At 57.1% G+C, this 14,447-nt stretch carries 14 protein-coding genes and 1 pseudogene; 8 read left to right on the forward strand and 7 right to left on the reverse strand.

Translation table 11 applies throughout. The features are described 5' to 3' along the window. Window positions 1-41 precede the first annotated feature (41 nt). The 3 genes from uhpT to nepI all read left to right on the forward strand — a co-directional run bounded on the left by uhpT (window position 42) and on the right by nepI (window position 3,352). Window positions 42-1,433 (forward strand): hexose-6-phosphate:phosphate antiporter, encoded by a 1,392-nt coding sequence (uhpT, locus tag ACOTXI_RS20320; RefSeq protein ID WP_058653708.1) that lies wholly within the window; start codon window positions 42-44, stop codon window positions 1,431-1,433. Window positions 1,434-1,606: 173 nt separating this feature from the next. Continuing rightward, window positions 1,607-2,059 carry a DUF1198 domain-containing protein gene (locus ACOTXI_RS20325; protein WP_021242696.1) on the forward strand — a complete coding sequence of 151 codons (453 nt, stop codon included), beginning with the start codon at window positions 1,607-1,609 and terminating at the stop codon, window positions 2,057-2,059. Between the two features lie 102 nt (window positions 2,060-2,161). Further along, complete coding sequence (gene nepI / locus ACOTXI_RS20330; protein WP_021242697.1) at window positions 2,162-3,352, forward strand: purine ribonucleoside efflux pump NepI; 1,191 nt, start codon at window positions 2,162-2,164, stop codon at window positions 3,350-3,352. 48 nt (window positions 3,353-3,400) lie between these two features. Here the strand turns inward: nepI and ACOTXI_RS20335 are convergent, their stop codons facing one another. The 6 genes from ACOTXI_RS20335 to ACOTXI_RS20360 all read right to left on the reverse strand — a co-directional run bounded on the left by ACOTXI_RS20335 (window position 3,401) and on the right by ACOTXI_RS20360 (window position 9,315). Beyond that, window positions 3,401-4,306 carry an EamA family transporter gene (locus tag ACOTXI_RS20335; RefSeq protein WP_032654354.1) on the reverse strand — a complete coding sequence of 302 codons (906 nt, stop codon included), beginning with the start codon at window positions 4,304-4,306 and terminating at the stop codon, window positions 3,401-3,403. A 134-nt stretch (window positions 4,307-4,440) separates the two neighbouring features. Next, complete coding sequence (locus ACOTXI_RS20340) at window positions 4,441-5,820, reverse strand: carbohydrate porin (protein WP_058653707.1); 1,380 nt, start codon at window positions 5,818-5,820, stop codon at window positions 4,441-4,443. Window positions 5,821-5,958: 138 nt separating this feature from the next. After that, entirely contained in the window at window positions 5,959-6,261 is a 303-nt protein-coding gene (locus ACOTXI_RS20345) for a PTS lactose/cellobiose transporter subunit IIA (RefSeq protein ID WP_029741865.1), read from the reverse strand. A 5-nt stretch (window positions 6,262-6,266) separates the two neighbouring features. Beyond that, window positions 6,267-7,643, reverse strand: coding sequence for a glycoside hydrolase family 1 protein (locus ACOTXI_RS20350; protein WP_058653706.1), 1,377 nt, complete (start codon window positions 7,641-7,643; stop codon window positions 6,267-6,269). Between the two features lie 17 nt (window positions 7,644-7,660). Next, on the reverse strand, window positions 7,661-8,989 hold the full coding sequence (locus ACOTXI_RS20355) for a PTS sugar transporter subunit IIC (RefSeq protein WP_023326395.1): 1,329 nt from the start codon (window positions 8,987-8,989) through the stop codon (window positions 7,661-7,663). Between the two features lie 11 nt (window positions 8,990-9,000). Beyond that, a complete protein-coding gene (locus tag ACOTXI_RS20360) occupies window positions 9,001-9,315 on the reverse strand; it encodes a PTS sugar transporter subunit IIB (protein ID WP_008500132.1) in 315 nt (104 codons plus the stop codon). A gap of 293 nt (window positions 9,316-9,608) precedes the next feature. Here ACOTXI_RS20360 and ACOTXI_RS20365 point away from each other — a divergent pair, with 293 nt between their 5' ends. Then, window positions 9,609-10,559, forward strand: coding sequence for a LacI family DNA-binding transcriptional regulator (locus ACOTXI_RS20365; RefSeq protein WP_058653705.1), 951 nt, complete (start codon window positions 9,609-9,611; stop codon window positions 10,557-10,559). Between the two features lie 61 nt (window positions 10,560-10,620). Here the strand turns inward: ACOTXI_RS20365 and ACOTXI_RS20370 are convergent, their stop codons facing one another. Continuing rightward, window positions 10,621-10,917: a YicS family protein gene (locus tag ACOTXI_RS20370; protein WP_021242704.1), complete on the reverse strand. Its 297-nt coding sequence runs from the start codon at window positions 10,915-10,917 to the stop codon at window positions 10,621-10,623. Between the two features lie 140 nt (window positions 10,918-11,057). Here ACOTXI_RS20370 and ACOTXI_RS20375 point away from each other — a divergent pair, with 140 nt between their 5' ends. The 4 genes and pseudogenes from ACOTXI_RS20375 to ACOTXI_RS20390 all read left to right on the forward strand — a co-directional run bounded on the left by ACOTXI_RS20375 (window position 11,058) and on the right by ACOTXI_RS20390 (window position 14,307). Next, complete coding sequence (locus ACOTXI_RS20375; RefSeq protein WP_008500129.1) at window positions 11,058-11,477, forward strand: GNAT family N-acetyltransferase; 420 nt, start codon at window positions 11,058-11,060, stop codon at window positions 11,475-11,477. A 147-nt stretch (window positions 11,478-11,624) separates the two neighbouring features. Further along, the gene (gene nlpA, locus ACOTXI_RS20380) at window positions 11,625-12,425 is read left to right on the forward strand and encodes a lipoprotein NlpA (RefSeq protein WP_008500128.1); all 801 of its coding nucleotides are present in this window, start codon (window positions 11,625-11,627) and stop codon (window positions 12,423-12,425) included. Window positions 12,426-12,547: 122 nt separating this feature from the next. Then, complete coding sequence (locus tag ACOTXI_RS20385; RefSeq protein WP_008500127.1) at window positions 12,548-13,327, forward strand: MBL fold metallo-hydrolase; 780 nt, start codon at window positions 12,548-12,550, stop codon at window positions 13,325-13,327. 26 nt (window positions 13,328-13,353) lie between these two features. Further along, a pseudogene (locus ACOTXI_RS20390) lies at window positions 13,354-14,307 on the forward strand (GlxA family transcriptional regulator). Window positions 14,308-14,447 lie beyond the last annotated feature (140 nt).

Consider the following 14,447-nt stretch of genomic DNA (forward strand, 5'->3'; position numbering starts at 1 on the left):
TTTTACAATGCTGCAAAAATCAGCTCAGGAGTAAACCAACCATGCTGGCCTTCTTAAACCAGGTGCGCAAGCCGACTCTGGATCTGCCGCTCGACGTGCGGCGCAAGATGTGGTTCAAACCGTTCATGCAGTCCTATCTGGTGGTCTTCATCGGCTACCTGACCATGTATCTGATCCGCAAAAACTTTAACATCGCGCAGAACGACATGATCTCGACCTACGGGCTGAGCATGACGCAGCTGGGGATGATTGGCCTGGGCTTCTCCATCACCTACGGCGTGGGGAAAACCGTTGTCTCGTACTATGCAGACGGCAAAAACACCAAGCAGTTCCTGCCGTTTATGCTGATCCTCTCCGCCATCTGTATGCTCGGCTTCAGCGCCAGCATGGGCGCGGGTTCCGTTAGCCTGTTCCTGATGATCGCCTTCTACGCCCTGAGCGGTTTCTTCCAGAGTACCGGCGGGTCGTGCAGCTACTCCACCATTACCAAATGGACCCCGCGCCGCAAGCGTGGTTCCTACCTCGGCATGTGGAACATCTCCCACAACCTCGGCGGGGCGGGCGCGGCTGGCGTAGCGCTGTTCGGCGCAAACTACCTGTTCGACGGCCACGTCATCGGGATGTTTATCTTCCCGTCGATTATCGCCCTAATCGTCGGCTTTATCGGCCTTCGCTACGGCAGCGACTCCCCAGAATCGTACGGCCTCGGCAAAGCCGAAGAGCTGTTCGGCGAGGAGATCAGCGAAGAGGACAAAGAGACCGAAGAGAACGAGATGACCAAATGGCAGATCTTTGTTGAGTACGTGCTGAAAAACAAAGTGATCTGGCTGCTCTGCTTCTCAAACATCTTCCTCTACGTGGTGCGTATCGGCATTGACCAGTGGTCAACCGTGTATGCTTTCCAGGAGCTGAAGCTTTCTAAAGAAGTAGCAATTCAGGGCTTCACCCTGTTCGAAGTGGGCGCGCTGGTCGGCACGCTGCTGTGGGGCTGGCTCTCCGACCTCGCCAACGGCCGTCGCGCGCTGGTGGCCTGCATCGCGCTGGCGTTGATTATCGCCACCCTCGGCATCTACCAGCACGCCAGCAACCAGTACGTTTACCTGGCATCCCTGTTCGCGCTCGGCTTCCTGGTGTTTGGTCCGCAGCTGCTGATCGGCGTGGCGGCAGTGGGCTTCGTGCCGAAAAAAGCGATCGGCGCTGCCGATGGGATTAAAGGCACCTTCGCCTATCTGATCGGCGACAGCTTTGCCAAGCTGGGTCTGGGGATGATCGCCGACGGCACGCCAATTTTCGGCCTCACCGGCTGGGCGGGAACCTTCGCGGCGCTGGATGCGGCAGCGATCGGCTGTATCGTCCTGATGGCGATGGTCGCGGTGCTGGAAGAACGTAAAATTCGCCGTGAAAATCGCGCGCAGAAATTAAAAGCGGCCTGAGTGTGCAGGTAACTTCTTTGCCCGGTGTGATGCCGGGCTTTTTTATTTGCGCCGACGGCGTTAATACCTGATCCCCCATTCCGCAACGTCTTTTCAGAGCACTATTCTGGTTATGCCCGCTGTTGACGCCGTGCGTTTCCCGCTATGATGAGCGGCTAGTCTAAGGAGAACGCATGGTCTGGATAATGCTGGCAACGCTTGCCGTGGTGTTTGTGGTGGGATTTCGCGTCCTGACCTCAGATTCCCGCCGCGCCATCAAACGTTTAAGCGAGCGTCTTGGCATCACCCCGATGCCGGTTGAGTCGATGATCGATCAGTTCGGTAAAACGCCGGGCAATGAGTTTATCCGCTACCTTGAACGGCCGGACGAGGCGCATCTGCAAAACGCCGCGCAGGTGCTGTTGATCTGGCAGGTCTGCATTGTCGACGGCAGCGAGGAGAACCTGCACGCCTGGCACCGCATGCTGCGTAAAGCCCGCCTTGCCGCACCCATTACCGATGCGCAAATTCGTCTGGCGCTTGGCTTTATGCGCGAGATGGAGCCCGATCCGCAGGAGCTGAACGCCTTCCAGCTACGCTATAACCAGCTCTTCCTGCCGGAAGAGGGCGTGTTTTACCTGCACTGATCCCCTCTAAAAACCACAAAAGTTGTCTAAACGTTAAATTCGTCACACTTTTGATGATAAACTGCGCGACTTTTCCGCACGTTTTTATCTTCAGGTGACGCCATGACAGAACATATCCAGCCCACGACCCGACCGCAGACCAAAGAGGTTTCACGCCCCAACTGGTCGGCGGTTTTCTCCGTGGCGTTCTGCGTCGCCTGCCTGATTACCGTTGAGTTTCTGCCGGTGAGCCTGCTGACGCCAATGGCGCAGGATCTGGGCATTTCCGAAGGCGTGGCGGGGCAGTCCGTTACCGTCACCGCCTTTGTGGCGATGTTTGCCAGCCTGTTTATCACCCAGGTGATTGGCACCATCGACCGCCGCAAGGTGGTCATTCTGTTCAGCGTGCTGCTGACGCTCTCCTGCCTGCTGGTCTCCTTCGCGGAAAGCTTCACCCTGCTGCTGCTCGGTCGCGCCTGCCTGGGGCTGGGGCTCGGCGGCTTCTGGGCGATGTCGGCCTCGCTCACCATGCGCCTGGTGCCCGCGCGGACGGTGCCAAAAGCGCTTTCCGTTATCTTCGGTGCGGTCTCTATCGCGCTGGTGATTGCCGCGCCGCTTGGCAGCTTCCTCGGTGGGATTATCGGCTGGCGTAACGTCTTCAACGCCGCGGCGGTGATGGGCCTGCTCTGCATCATTTGGGTGTGGAAAGCGCTGCCGTCCCTGCCGGGCGAAGCGGCGCACCATAAGCAGAACATGTTCGCGCTGCTCAAGCGCCCCGGCGTGCTGGCGGGGATGACCGCCATCTTTATGGCCTTTGCCGGGCAGTTTGCCTTCTTTACCTATATCCGCCCGGTGTTTATGACCATGGCGGGCTTTGACGTAGACGGCCTGACGCTGGTGCTGCTGAGCTTCGGTATCGCCAGCTTTGTCGGTACCTCGCTGTCGTCCCAGTTCCTGAAACGCTCCCTGAAGGTGGCGCTGGCGGGTGCGCCGCTGGTGCTGGCGGCGAGCGCCACGGTGCTGGTGCTGTGGGGTAGCGATAAGTGGGTCGCGTCTGCCATTGCGATTATCTGGGGCTTTGCCTTTGCGCTGGTGCCGGTGGGCTGGTCGACGTGGATCACCCGCTCGCTTGCCGATCAGGCGGAAAAAGCCGGGTCGATTCAGGTGGCGGTGATCCAGCTGGCGAACACCTGCGGCGCGGCCATTGGCGGCGTGGCGCTCGACCATCTGGGGCTGACGTCACCGCTGGTGATTTCCGGCACGCTGATGCTGCTGACGGCGCTGCTGGTGGCAGGGAAGGTTAAAGCGAAGTAGTGTTTTTCTCCCTCTCCCGTGGGAGAGGGTTGGGGTGAGGGCATCAGGCTACGCCGATGCCTTAACCCTTCTACGCGAATCCATCGAAATCAGCACCACCGACGACACGATCAGCAGCGTCCCCAGCCAGTCCGGCAGGGTGAACGCCACGCCCAGCAACACCACCGACAGCAGCGCGCTGCTCAGCGGCTCGGCGCAGCTCAGGATGCTCGCCTTCGGCCCGCCGATCATCTGTGCGCCTTTCAGATACAGGCTGAACGTCAGCGCGGTGCCAATCACCACCAGGTAGAAAAACGCCAGCAGCAGGCCGCCGTCGATAACGAAGGTGGTGCCACGTCCGGCGTAGAACGGCGTCAGCATTAATCCGGCAATTAACATACTCCAGCCGACAATCGGCAATGTGCCGTAGCGGGCAATCAGCGTTGACGGATAGGTGGTGTAAAACGCGGCGGCAAACGCCGAGGCGATGCCGAAGAACAGGGCGGCAGGCGAGATGGAGAGCGAGGTTGGGTCGCCGTGGGTGACCAGCAGGAACGTCCCGACAAGCGAGGTCACAATCGCGGACAAAACAAACACGCCGGGGCGCTTTTTCCGCGCCAGCGCGAACCACGCCACGATAATCGTTGGCGACAGAAACTGCAGCACGGTGGCCGTCGCGGCGTTGGATTTTTCAATCGTCAGCAGGAAGGTGAGCTGCACGGTGAGCGCGCCGACCAGCGAGAAAAACAGCAGGCTGAGGGCGTCTTTGCGATGCTTGATGACCGAGAAAATCTTGTCGCCGTGAACGAAGGAGAGCGTCAGCAGGATCACGCCGGTAAACAGCAGGCGAACCATGGTCAGGTAAGGCGAAGAAATGTGGCTTTTCTCCATGATGTACTGCGCGCAAACGCCGGAACTGCCCCATAAAACGGCGGCGATCAGGACGTTCAGCATCCCTTTACGTGTGGAACCCATTTTCTCCCCTGTTATGTTGGTTTTTTTGTAGCATAACATGGGATCTTGCCGGGTGGCGCTACGCTTACCCGGCCTACAAAACCTTGTAGGCCCGTGCAAGCGCAGCGCCGCCGGGCGAAACAAACGACGCTCTACTAGAACCACGCCTCCCACATCGCGCCGACGTTGAAGTCGTCGAGCGTCTCGTCTTTGGTGTTGTTCACGCGCGCGGTGCGTGCGTTATCCACCTTGCCGCCGGTCACGTAGAAGCGCAGCATCGGACGGAACTCCGGCCCCATGGCGATAGACATGTTCTGCGACAGGGTCAGCTTCCAGCCCTTGTTGTCGCCGCCGTTGTCGTAATCCACGTGCTGCCAGCCCGCTTCCAGCCAGGTGGAGTGAACGTCGTTCCACCAGTGCATCGGGCGCACGATGGCGTTGTAGTTCTTACGGTTGTCGGTCTTATCACGGCTGTTGTCGTAGTCGTGGAAGGCGAGGATGTACTCCACCTGCGTGGCCTGGGTGAATTTGTACAGCCCTTCGAAGCTGGCGTAGACCGTGGTCAGGTCTTCGGTTTTATTGAACACGCTGTTGTCCGAGTTATCGGAGTAGCGGGCAATCACCTTGTTCACGCCGCTGTCGTTGGTGTGGCTCAGCACCACGCCGCCCTGCCAGGCGTTCAGACGCTCGTCGCTCTCTACCGCTTTTGAATCAAAGCCGTAGTTGGCGTACAGCTCCAGATCCAGCGGACCGAGCTTCATACCGTGGATTTTAGAGGTGGCCGCGTAGTTACCTTTGTCGCCCGTGCCGGACCCGCCGGTACAGGTGATACGCGACGGGTTCGCTTCGTCTTCCATCACTTCCGGGCTACAGGATTCCACTGCCGCCACGGCAGCGACGTCAAACTGCACGCCGCCGATATCGAAGTTCTTCACCCCGGCGCCCTGGCCGTCGTGGTTCATCCAGAAGTAATCGTTGATGCCCTGCTGCGGACGCTGGTGGAAGTCGCGACCGGCCCAGAAATAGGCGTTCGGGTTGGAGGCCATAATGTTGGTCACCCCCGCGTAGGCCTTTTTCAGGTTAACTTCGTCGCCCCAGTGGTCGATCATCACGTTGATGTCCCAGATGGCGCCGTTGTCGCCCTTGAAGGCTTTAGAAAGCTGGAACTCGCCACCGTTGCCTTCGTTACCCAGACGACCGATCGCGGACGCGCCGTTGTAGGAGCCATCCACCGCCACATATTTCTGATCGGCGGCCTGGAAGTGCGCGCCGTAGCGGGCGTAGCCGGTAAATTTAATGCCGAACGGAATCGCCATGTCCGGGGATTGCGCCGCGCTTTGCGGCTCGGTCACCACGTCCGCTTTTTTCGCGACGGCGGCATCCATTTTGGCCTGACGTTCGGCCAGGGCTTTATCCACCGCTTTCGCCACAATGGCGTCGATTTGCTCCTGCGTGAATTCCTGGGCGAGCACGGAAATTGGGCAAAGCGCGGCGATAACCGCCATGGTTAATGGAAGTTTTTTAATCGTATTCATGGTTATCTCAATATAGTTTAATTTTATTCAGACAATAACCATCCCGCTCCGATCTGACAGAATATGTCGCTATCATCAGAACAAGTGGATTTCTAGTTTTAGGTACAGAGGTATTACAGTAATTTATTTCGCCATAGACTATCTCTGATATAAATGAATAATTTCTTCGGATAATTCACGCGCTAATAAGGAGTTCATTAAATGATCCTGCGCGTGCACCATGATTAACGTCATCGGCTGGCGGCCTTCGCCCGCATCCTGCTCGATCAGTTTGGTCTGCATCTTGTGCGCCTGGCGCGCGTAGCCGTCGGCTTCGCGCAGCAGGCTTTTGGCCTCGTCAATGTTGCCCTGACGCGCCGCGTGCAGCGCTTCAAAGCACAGGCTGCGGGACTGCCCGGCATTGACGATAATTTCCATTACGGCTTCTTCTAGTGCGATCATCATCATTACTCTTTATCAAAGCTATTATTTAAGGCGGTGGCGGCAAACCACTCCCCGCTTTTCTTAATGGTGCGCTGCTGCGTCTCCAGATCGAGCTGGATAAATCCGTAGCGATTTTTATACGCGTTACACCACGACCAGTTATCAATAAATGTCCACATATGGTAGCCAAGACAATTACACTCTTCGCTTATGCCTTTATGCAGCCACGTTAAATGCTCAGATATAAAATCAATGCGGTATTGATCGTTAATCTGGCCATTTTCAATAAAACGTTGCTCGTTTTCGACGCCCATGCCGTTTTCAGAAATAAAGCAGCGGGGGTTGCCGTAATGGTCGCGCAGGTTAATCAGAATATCGTAAATACCCGGCGCGTAGATTTCCCAGCCGCGGTAGGGGTTCATCTTGCGGCCCGGCATCTCGTAGCTATCAAAGAACCATTCCGGCATAAACGGCGCCTGCGGGTTCACCGCGCTGTCGCGACACTTCACGCGGCGCGGCTGATAGTAGTTAATGCCGAGCAGGTCGATTTTCCCTTCCGCAATCAGGAAACCGTCTTCCGGCTTGCAGGCGGGCAGCTGGTCGTAAGATTTCAGCAGCGCCACCAGATCCGCCGGGTATTTGCCGCGCAGGACCGGGTCGAGGAAGCTGCGGTTAAACATCAGATCCGCAACGTGCGCCGCCTTCACGTCTGCCGGGTTCTGCGAACGCGGATACGACGGCGTCAGGTTCAGCACGATGCCGATCTCCCCCGCGTAGTGCCCGGCGCGGTAGGCCTGCACCGCCTTCGCATGGGCCAGCACGGTGTGATACGCCACGGTGGCTGCCCGACGAAAATCCACCACGTTCGGATAGTGGAAGTCGTACAGATAACCGCCTTCCACCGGCACGATCGGCTCGTTGAAGGTAAACCAGTGCAGCACGCGGTCGCCGAACAGCTCGAAGCAAATCTGCGCATAGCGGGCGTACGCGTCCACCACGTCACGGTTTTCCCAGCCGCCAATTTCCTGCATCGCCATCGGCATGTCGAAATGGAACAGGGTGATAAACGGCGTGATGCCCTGTTCATTCAGCTCATCAATGACCTGATTATAAAAATCGACCGCGTCCCGGTTCACTTCACCGATACCGTCGGGGATCAGGCGCGCCCAGCTAATCGAGGTACGAAAGCTGTTGTGGTTCAGCTGTTTTAACAGCTGAATGTCCGTTTTCCAGTGCTGATAAAACGTGGAGGTGTGCTGCGGCCCCACGCCGTTGTGAAAACGGTTCGGCTCGCGGGCAAACCAGTAGTCCCACGTGGTTTCACCCTCTCGTGTCCCTTCCGTCTGGAGAGCGGAGCTTGCGCTGCCCCACCAGAAGTTATCGGGAAATGCGTATTTCATGACCCTTCCTCTTTGACTTAATTGCTTGTGGCTTCAGCGGCACCCACGGCTGCAGCCTGGGCTTTCTGCTCTTCGTTTTTAATCAGCGTACGCTCATAGGCGCGCAGGAACGGCAGGTACATCAGCGCCGACATCACCATGCAGACGAGGCACATCACCACCGGGCTCAGCGCCCAGTTCGCCGCCCACGAGGCGCCAATCGGCGCGGGCGTAGTCCACGGAGTTAACGAGACCACCTGTGCCAGCCAGCCGAGCTTGGTTGCGCCGTACGCCAGGCAGGCGTTGACCAGCGGAACGAACACGAACGGGATAAACAGCATTGGGTTCATGATGATCGGCGCGCCGAACAGAATCGGCTCGTTGATGTTAAAGAAGCTTGGCACCACGCCCATTTTGCCGATGGTGCGCAGGTGGGTAACGCGGCTGCGCAGCAGCAGGAAGGCCAGCGGCAGGGTGGAACCGACGCCGCCAATCAGCAGGTAGTGATCCCAGAAACCCTGCAGATAAACGTGCGGCAGCGCCGCGCCTGCGGCCAGTGCCGCCTGGTTTGCCGAGAGGTTCGCCATCCAGAACGGGTTCATGATGCCGGTAACAATCAGCGAGCCGTGGATACCCGCGAACCAGAAGATCTGGCACAGCAGCACGGAGAGCAGAATGGCGGGCAGGGAGTCAGACGCGGACACCAGCGGCTCCAGCAGGTGCATGATCGCCTGCGGGATAATCATCCCGGTCTGCGCTTCAATGAACAGGTTCAGCGGGTGCAGCGTGCCGATCACCACCATCACCGGGATCAGGATCTCAAACGAACGCGCCACGCCGGTGGGCACTTCCTTCGGCAGGCGGATGGTGACGTTGTTCTGCTTCAGCCAGGCGTACACGCGGGTTGAGTAAATGGCGGTGATCAGCGCGGTGAAGATGCCCTGGCCGGAGAGGTACTGGGTTGAGATTTTGCCGTCGGCATACGGCGCGGCGACCAGCAGGAAGGCCATAAAGGCCAGCAGGCCGGACATCACCGGGTCGAGGTTAAACTGACGCCCCAGGCTCGCCCCAATCCCTACCGAGATGAAGAAGGTCATCACGCCCATGCTGAGGTTAAACGGCAGCATCAGCTGTTCGCGGTAGGTTTGGGAGAAATCCAGCCAGCCGCGGGCGAAGCTGTTAGTGGTATCCGCCGAGAACGGCGGGAAGATGAACACCAGCATAAACGAGCCGATGATCATAAACGGCAGCGCGGCGGTAAAGCCGTCGCGGATGGCAATCACGTATTTTTGCTGACCGAGCTTCGCGGCCAGCGGGGTAATTGACTGCTCAATCACCGCAACCATGGATTGATATAACGAACTCATGTGAACACCTTTTAGTGTGCCGCTTCGATGAGCGACAGAGCAAAGTCCAGTACTTTATCGCCACGCTGCATGCCGTAGTCCATCATGTCGATGGGCTGCACCGGAATGCCATGCGTCGCCGCCTTGTCTGAGAGTGTCTGTAACATGTATTTCACTTGCGGTCCGAGAAGTACCACCTGGTATTGCGGAAACTGCGTATCAAATTCGGAAACACCGTACGCATCAATCTTCACCGGCAAACCACGTTCTTTCGCGACATCGACCATTTTGCTGACCAACAGGCTGGTGGACATCCCGGCAGAGCAGCACAGCATAATCTTGAACATCGACAACCATCCTCTAAATGTAAAAAGTTATTGCGAGGATGATTGGACATGATACGGAAACCGGTTTCCATTCATAAAAGACAGAACTGTGACAACCATCAAGATCCAATACTTATGAGGCTAATTAACCGGATGCAGGTCACATAATTTGGCAGTTTTGACATCATTTGGAGTGGAAACGGAAAATCGGTTTCCATGGAAAACGGAAACGGATATACTCCGCTCTGGCTATAATGTGAGCCGAAGCGGTCATGGAATTTGCAGGCGCGAGGTAAGCCTGCCAGGGGAAAGAGATGTCGACAATCAATGATGTATCACGTCTTGCCGGGGTGTCTAAAGCCACGGTATCGCGAGTGTTGAGTGGGTCGCGTGGCGTAAAGGAAGCCAGCCGTCAGGCCGTTCTGAAGGCAGTGGATGAGCTTAACTACCGGCCTAATGTGATTGCCCAGTCGCTGCTGAGCCAGTCGACGGGCTGTATCGGGGTGATTTGCGCGCAGGAAAACATTAACCAGACCACCGGTTATCTCTACGCGCTGGAAAAACAGCTCAGCCAGCATCAAAAACACCTGCTGCTGCGCTTCGCGCACAGTAAAGCGGAAGTGATGCACGCCCTTGAAGAACTCTCTCGCGGGCTTTGCGATGACATCCTGGTGATTGGCGCGCGTTTCCCGCTGGACGTCGACATGGACAACGTCATTCTGGTGGACTGCATGGAGTCTGATAATTCCAACAGCATCCAGTTCGATCACGCCTTTGCCGCCGAAACCGCCTGTAACTACCTGACCAGCCAGGGGCGACGCCAGATTGCCCTGATCCATCCGCACGGCAGCGGTTTTGCTGACCAGGTGCTGCTCGGCTACAAGCACGCGCTGGAGAAAAATTTCCTGCCCTTTAATCGCAACCTTGTGTTCATGGACGCGACCTCGTCGTCCGTTGCGCTACAGGAGCTGCTGAATAACGCCAGCACGCTGAACTTCAACGCGCTGCTGGTGGCGCACGAGCAGGAAGCCCAGCGGGTGATCCCGCAGCTGCAGGCGTTTAATAAATCCGTGCCGGACGACATTATGGTCTTTAGCCTGGCCGGATCGCTGCACCTGCCGGGTATTCCGGTGATCCCGGCGATTGAATATTCTATGGATGCCATGGCGGCGCGTATCGTGAGCTGGCTGACGGAGAAAACGCAGATGCTGGGCTCGTATGTGCTGCGCGGGGATTTGATCATTCCAGACGTGCGTAAGCGTTAAACATGTTGTGTAGGCCGGGTAAGGCGCAGCCGCCACCCGGCGAGAAGCACGTTTCCAGCCCTCAATAATCTTCCATACAATCCACCTGACCAATCGCCGCCCAGTAGGCGTCCAGGTTGTCACGCTTCACGGCGGTAACGGCATTTTTGATCAGCAGCTGATTGGCCTCTGACGACAAAATCATCGCCTGCCAGGCCTTATCGCTCTGCTTTTTCTGTGGCGTACAGGTTTTCTTAATATCTTTCAGGACCTGTTGCTTAATCTGCGCCTCTTTCGCCGGATCGTCCTTTTCCTGAGCGTGGACAAACGCGGCGAACAGCAGACAAACCAGCAGGCAGACAAGGTGTGCAGCTTTCATCAACAACCCCCTTTTGACGTCACAGGCTTCCCATGAAATATATCGTTACATTCAGTGTAGCGACGCCAGCCGAAAGTATGAATTTTCTCCACGTTGCGTGTGTGAGATAGTGAAACGGCACAGATAACAAGGAGAAAAATATGCACCTGAGCATTACTCATGCGGTTACGGCGCAGGAAAAAGAAGAGTTACTCACGGGCCTGAGAGCCTACAATGCGCAGTTTCTGGATCTCTCCACATTCAGCGGGGATATTGGCGTTTACGTGCGGGACGACATCGGCACCATGCTCGGCGGGCTCATTGGGGTGCGCAAAGGCGACTGGCTGAATATCGACTTTCTCTGGGTGAGCGATGCCGTGCGCGGATCCGGCGTGGGCAGCCAGCTCATCAAAACGGCGGAAGATGAAGCCAGACGCAAAGGCTGCAAGCACGCGCTGGTGGATACCGTCAGCTTCCAGGCGCGTCCGTTCTATGAAAAACAGGGGTACCAGCTGCAGATGTCTTTGCAGGATTATCCGTACCCGGGCATGCAGCGACATTACCTGGCGAAAGCCCTTTAAGCTCTGAATCCGCAGGCCGGGTAAGCGCAGCGTCACCCGGCCATACCCGCATATAACCGATCCTTCTTATTGATTCTTTTTCGGTTTTTATTTCCCCGCCTCGTTGTCGATATAGTCACTACAACATTCAGCAAAAGGAACTGTCTTGTGAAACGTCGATTGGGTGCTCTGGTACTGGCTGGCCTGCTGCTGGCAGGGTGCGATCAAAGTGGCAGCGATGCCAAACACATTAAAGTCGGCGTCATCAACGGCGCCGAGCAGGACGTGGCGGAAGTCGCCAAAAAGGTGGCGAAAGAGAAATATGGTCTTGACGTGGAGCTGGTGGGCTTCAGCGGCTCGCTGTTGCCTAACGATGCCACCAACCAGGGGGAACTGGATGCCAACGTCTTCCAGCATCGCCCGTTCCTTGCAGAGGATAACAAGGCGCATGGCTACAAGCTGGTGGCCGTGGCGAACACCTTTGTCTTCCCGATGGCAGGCTATTCCCGCAAAATCAAATCCGTCTCGGATCTGAAGGACGGGGCAACCATTGCCATTCCAAACGACCCGACCAACCTTGGCCGCGCGCTGTTGCTGCTGCAAAAAGAGAAACTCATCACCCTGAAGCCGGATACCGGGCTGCTGCCGACGGCGCTGGATATTACCGCCAACCCTAAACAGCTGAAAATCATGGAGCTCGAAGGGGCGCAGCTGCCGCGCGTGCTGGACGACCCGAAAGTGGATGTCGCCATCATCAGCACCACCTATATTCAGCAAACCGGGCTGTCGCCGGTGCATGACAGCGTCTTTATCGAAGACAAAAACTCGCCGTACGTGAACATCGTGGTGACGCGCGAAGACAACAAAGACGCCGAGAACGTGAAAGAATTTATCCAGTCGTATCAGTCCCCTGAAGTAGCGAAAGCAGCGGAGACGATCTTTAATGGCGGGGCGGTGCCGGGCTGGTAAGGAACCCGCAGAAAGCGCGGTGACGAAAATTGGCCCGATTTCATCGGTAATCGCTCTTTAACCCACAGCATGACGCGCGACGGCTGGCTATCCTCCTTATCACACCAACCGGAGGATAGCCCATGAACATCACCCACATTCGCAACGCCACCCAGCTGATTACCTACGCTGGAAAACGTTTTTTAATCGACCCGATGCTGGCTCCGCAGGGCGCTTATCCGGGCTTCCCCGGCACGGCCCATGCCGAACGCCGTAACCCGACGGTCGAACTCCCCGTAGACGTCAACACGCTGCTGGACATCGACGCGGTGATCGTCACCCATACCCATGACGATCACTGGGATCGCGCCGCGGCGGAGCTGATCGCCAAAGATAAACCGATCTACGTACAAAATGACCGCGACGCCGCGCTGCTGCGCAGCCAGGGGTTTAGCAACCTGACGGTCATGACTGACGCAACCACCTTTGGTGATATCCGGATAGCGAAAACCCACGGCGGTCAGCACGGTACCGATCGCGCATACGCCGTGCCCGAACTGGCGGAGCGGCTGGGCGAGGCCTGTGGCGTGGTGCTGCGTCATCCAGATGAGAAGACGCTCTACCTTGCCGGGGATACCGTCTGGCGTGACGAGGTGGCGGCCGATCTGCAAAAGCACCAGCCGGACGTGGTGGTGCTGAACGCTGGCTATGCCCACGTCATTGGTTTTGGGCCCATTATTATGGGGCAGGAAGATGTGCTTAACGTTCATTTCCTGCTGCCGCAGGCCAACATTGTGGCGAGCCATATGGAGGCCATTAACCACTGCCTGTTGACCCGCAGCGCGCTGCGTGAGTACGTAGAAGCCAACCAGGTGAGTGACGCAGTGAGCATTCCCCAGGATGGCGAAACCGTTATATTCTGAGTGTCTGAAAGGGAAAGGAGAGACAAATGTCGCTAGTCAACGTCGCGATTGTCGCGGTAGACGGGTTCAGCCCGTTCCACTACTCCGTTCCCTGCATTTTGTTTGGCGACTCGGTCTCCGGAGAAAAGCGCTTTAACGTGACGATCTGCGCCGAAACGCCAGGGTTCCTCACCTCAAAAGACGGATTTTCCCTCAACGCCACGCAGGATTTTACCGCCATTGGGCAGGCCGATATTGTTGTCGTTCCCTACTGGCAGCACGTTCCTGAACGCCCGCCCCAGACGCTGCTCGACAGCCTGGTACAGGCGAGAGACCGCGGCGCAGAAATCGTCGGGCTGTGTCTGGGGTCGTTTGTGCTGGCCTGGGCGGGGATCCTCGACGGCAAACGTGCGGCCACCCACTGGGAGTTCGAACGTCAGTTTCAGTCGCTCTTCCCGAACGTTCGGCTGGATATTAATGCCCTTTACGTGGATGACGGCAATATCATCACTTCTGCCGGAACCGCCGCTGCGCTGGACTGCTGCCTGTATATCATTCGTCAGCGCTTTGGCAGCGTGGTTGCTAACCAGATTGCCCGCCGGATGATTGTTCCGCCCCACCGCTAGGGTGGCCAGGCGCAGTTCATCGCCCAGCCGGTGCCTAAAGATACCCGCGACGGACGCATTAACTGCCTGATCGACTACCTGCAGCAGCACATCACCGAACAACATAGTCTGGACTCGCTGGCTGAGGTGGTCTCGATGAGCCGCCGCACCCTGACCCGTCATTTTGTTAACGCTACAGGGATGAGCGTCGCCGACTGGTTGACCGCCGAACGCCTGCGGCGCAGCCAAATCCTGCTGGAAGCCGGAAATATGCCGATTGAACGCGTGGCTGAGCTGGTGGGATTTAATTCCGCCGTCACCTGGCGACAGCAGTTTAAGGCGCGTTTTGGGGTGAGTCCGGCGGAGTGGCGAAAGACGTTTCGGCTTCATGCCTAGTGTATTACGGCTAACTCAAGATTTAAGGGTGAGTTAAGGAAGGTGCGAATAAGCGGGGAAATTCTTCTCGGCTGACTCAGTCATTTCATTTCTTCATGTTTGAGCCGATTTTTTCTCCCGTAAATGCCTTGAATCAGCCT

Origin of the sequence: Enterobacter cloacae complex sp. BZL2005, assembly GCF_049238885.1 — a bacterium.
GTDB lineage: Bacteria > Pseudomonadota > Gammaproteobacteria > Enterobacterales > Enterobacteriaceae > Enterobacter > Enterobacter roggenkampii.